3 protein-coding genes are annotated in these 3,782 nt (G+C 69.0%); all 3 read right to left on the bottom strand.

All coding sequences use genetic code 11. The features are described 5' to 3' along the window. The coding region (locus AC04L7_RS14270) for a transglutaminase TgpA family protein (protein ID WP_475513247.1) at positions 1-1,886 on the bottom strand (1,886 nt) is incomplete at its 3' end. Then, entirely contained in the window at positions 1,873-2,826 is a 954-nt protein-coding gene (locus AC04L7_RS14265; RefSeq protein WP_299341745.1) for a DUF58 domain-containing protein, read from the bottom strand. The genes AC04L7_RS14265 and AC04L7_RS14270, both read right to left, overlap by 14 nt. Before the next feature lie 2 nt (positions 2,827-2,828). Next, positions 2,829-3,782 (bottom strand): AAA family ATPase, encoded by a 954-nt coding sequence (locus AC04L7_RS14260; RefSeq protein ID WP_435997818.1) that lies wholly within the window; start codon positions 3,780-3,782, stop codon positions 2,829-2,831.

Genomic DNA, 3,782 nt, shown 5'->3' with positions numbered 1-3,782 from the left:
GCGTAGCGCGCTGCAGCGAAACGCTGGCTGAGTGAAAGCAGCCGATTCGCCGTGCGGGGGCGACCGGCGGCCGCACGGCGGGCCCACGCCGCAGGACTTTCATGAGGCTCTCGTCCCAGGCCAAGGCGCGCGTAGCGTCGGCTGAGCGCATGCCAAGCGCGCAACAAGGGATCCCGTTGCCGCTCGCCCCGGGCCAGCAGCCAGCCCATCCAGGCCATGGCCCCCATTGCAAAAACCCCGAACAGTGCCGTCAACTCACTGCTGCCCAGTTGCTTGGCGCCGAGACGCTCCAGCAGGCGTGATTGCCGCTTGGCGTCGAAACCCAGCACCAGGTCGTTCCAGCCCCGGCGCAACCAGTCGCCGACCTGGCCGAGGTCCTCGATGCCGATCAGGTTGCCCATGGCGCCGCCGGCCCCCAGTCGGTCTTCGATCGTGTCATAGATGCGCTCGGGCGCAACGGCGGCGGTGGGATCTACCCTCACCCAGCCTCGCCCGGGGATCCACACTTCTGCCCACGCATGGGCATCCAGGTTGCGGACGATCCAGTACTTTCCCAATGCGTTGTACTTGCCGCCCGCATAGCCGGTGACTACGCGCGCTGGGATGCCCGCCGACCGCATCAGGAACACGAACGACGAACTGAAGTGCTCGCAGAACCCTTGCTGTTGGTCGAAGAGGAATTCGTCGACGGTGTCGCGGCCGGGAAATGGCGTGTCCAGCGTGTAGGCGAAGTCGGACCGTATCCACTGGAGCGCGCGCGCGACGATCGCTGCATCGTTGGCGCCCGCATCGCGGCGCCATTGCGCACCCAGTGCGCGGGTGCGCGGATTGAAGCCCGGCGGCAGCTGCAGGGCCTGGGCGCGTCGCGATACCGACAGGTCGGCTTCGAACCGCGTCGGAAGTGATGACTGCAGGCGCCACCGTGTCAGCGAGCTGAGCGGCGTGCGCGTCGCCATGCTGTAGTCGCGGGCCATCCACACGCCATCGGGTGTCGCGTTCGGAAGGTCGAGCGCCACCAGGTCGCGACGGTCGCTGGGCTCCACGTCCATCTGGTAATCCCAGTTGAGTGCGGCGCGCGCCGTATCGGCCGGCGGCAGGGCAGGGGGCGCATCGCGACGCGTCCAGGTGCGGCCATCGAAGTCCGTCAGCACCGGGCCACGCCAGTACATCTGGCTCGTGGGAGGCGTGGCGCCGAAGAACTGCACGCGCAGCGCGGGCGCCTCGTCGGCGATGAGGTCCAGGTAGCTGCCGGGCGACATGTCGTCGCTGAGGCCCGGCTTCGACAGGGCCCGCTCAGGTACGCCCCACAATGGCGACGGAAAGCGCGGGAACAACCAGAAGGCCGCCATCACCAGCGGCACGCCGATGGCCACCAGTTTTCCGATTTCGCGAACCTGGTGCAGCGGGCGCGACAGGCCGGCCAGCGATACGGCCTCGGCATCGGCGAGTCGATGCAGCGCGACCAAGGCACCCAGCACGCTGGCGAGGCCCAGCGCCATGCTCAATGGTCCCTGGTCGAGGAGGAACGCGGCGAACGGTGCGAACAGCGAAAAGCCCAGCAGGCTGCGATTGTCGCGCAGCGTGCGGGTCTCGGTAGGCTTGAGCGCCAGCATGCCGGCGAGCAGCGCGCACCCGGTATCGCGTCCGAACTGCATGCCGGTCACCGACATCACCGCCGCGAACAACGCCAGCGCCATCAATGCCCTCAGCAGGCCATGCAGGGGGCGACGCCATGACGCCAGCGCCAGCACGACACCCGTGGCCCCGATACCGAACGCCAGCGTCGTCGGCAGCTGGACAAGCAATGGCAGCAGGCAGGCGCCCGCGGCGGCCAGCGTCCACTGGCGACTGAGTGCGTCCAGCGTGGGGACGTCAGCGGGCTTCATGCGGAAGCAGCGCCAGGGCGCGCAGGCAGGCGTGGCGGTGCGCGGGACCGTCCGCCGGGCCCAGCGCAGGTTGGCCGGGCAGCCGCAGGCGGTAGCGGAGGCCCTCGCGTTCGGCGCATTCGACCCAGTGCGCGAGTCGCTGGATGCGCATTTCGTGTCCAAGCATCGTCAACGCGTCCCAGTCGAGTTCCACGGCGCGCCCCAGTGGCCGTTCGTAGTCGCGAACGAGCAACTGGTCGCGACGCGCGGACGGTTTCCAGGCAATGGCACGCCGGGCATCGCCCGCGCGATAGTTGCGCAACTGGTGCACATCCTCGCCCGCCAGATCCAGCCTGGCCTTGGTGCCGCCCTTGTCCGCAGGCGGTAGCGGCGGGCCTTGTACTTCCGCGGCGGGATACACCAGCAACGGCGAGTCGGGCCATACCCATGCCCACGCCCTGGCGAGACCCAGCGGCTGCGTGGTGGAGATGCGCACGCGGTCGACATCGAACCAGCCGCGCCGTTCCGTCGGAAGTACCACTTCGACCACGGTGCCGTCGGACGCCGGCAACGACGTGAACGCAGGGTGGCCGCACGCATCGATGCGTAGCCCGTGGCGCACGCGCGCGTCGCGTGATGCGAGCGCGACGTGCAGGCGCAGGGGCGTGCCGACCGGGACAGGATCAGCCGACAAGGCATCGATGTGCAGGCCGGCGAGTTGAAGGTGGGCGAAGATCAGGCTGGCCATCGCGGTGGCAGCGAGCAGCAATGCGAGCAGCAGTGCCGGGTTGTTGTTGTAATTCAGCGCACCCAGGATCATCGCGCTCACCAGGGTGGCGAAGAACAGTCCGAACGGCGTGGGAAGCACGTAGATGCGCCTGCGCTCGAGCACGACGGGCAACGACTCCGGTCGCCGTGGCCGCGCCAGACGCGCGAATCGACGGATCAGGGAGAGCGCCATGCTCAATCCACCGGCACCGCGTGCAGGATCGCCTTGGCCAGTGCACCCGCCGATGCCGCTTCCGCCTCGGGTACCAGGCGATGCGCTGCGACCGCGGCGAACAGGGCCTGCACATCGTCCGGCAACACGTGCATGCGTCCGAGCAGCAGCGCGTACGCGCGCGCCGCGCGCAGCAGCGCGATGCCGGCGCGGGGCGACAGGCCTACGCGTACCCCCGGATGCTGGCGGCTGCGCGTGAGCAGCGCCTGCACGTAGTCGATCAGGGCGTCACTGGCATGTACGTCCGCAACGGCCCGGCGCAGCGCCATCACGTCGTCCGAGGACAGCAGGGGCATCGCCTGTGCGATCAGCATGCGGCGGTCGCTGCCGGCCAGCAGCGCGCGTTCCGACTCTGCGCTGGGATAGCCCAGCGCCAGCCGCAGCAGGAACCGGTCCAGCTGCGAATCCGGCAAGGGATACGTGCCGGAGAGGTCGACCGGATTCTGCGTGGCGATCACGAAAAAGGGTGCAGGCAGCGCATGCGTCACGCCGTCCAGCGTGACCTGATGCTCGGCCATCGCCTCGAGCAGGGCGCTCTGCGTGCGGGGCGGTGCGCGATTGATCTCGTCCGCCAGCAGCACGTTGGTGAAGACAGGCCCCGGATGGAAGCTGAAGGCGCGTGCCTGCGCGTCGTACACCGACACGCCCAGTACGTCGGCCGGCAACAGGTCCGACGTGAACTGCACCCGCTGGAAAGCCAGCCCGAGCGTGGCCGCCAGTGCATGGGCCAGCGTGGTCTTGCCTAGGCCCGGCAGGTCTTCGATCAGCAGGTGGCCGTCCGACAGCAAGGCCACGAAAGCCAGCCGTACTTCGTGCGACTTGCCGAGCACCAGCGAGTTGACCTGGGCCTGCGCGCGGGTGAGGGCGTCGGCGAGGCCTTCGGATAGCATAGGGCGGGTGCTGGGGATGGCGGACAT

The organism is Pseudoxanthomonas sp. LjRoot204_2 (genome assembly GCF_056175765.1).
This window is presented reverse-complemented; position numbering and strand designations above follow the sequence as displayed.

What these genes read in the sequence shown, in the direction of transcription:
- AC04L7_RS14265 (WP_299341745.1), bottom strand. Translation starts at nt 2,826, where the DNA reads ATGGCGCTCTCCCTGATCCGTCGATTCGCGCGTCTGGCGCGGCCACGG.
- AC04L7_RS14260 (WP_435997818.1), bottom strand. Translation starts at nt 3,782, where the DNA reads ATGTCCGCCATCCCCAGCACCCGCCCTATGCTATCCGAAGGCCTCGCC.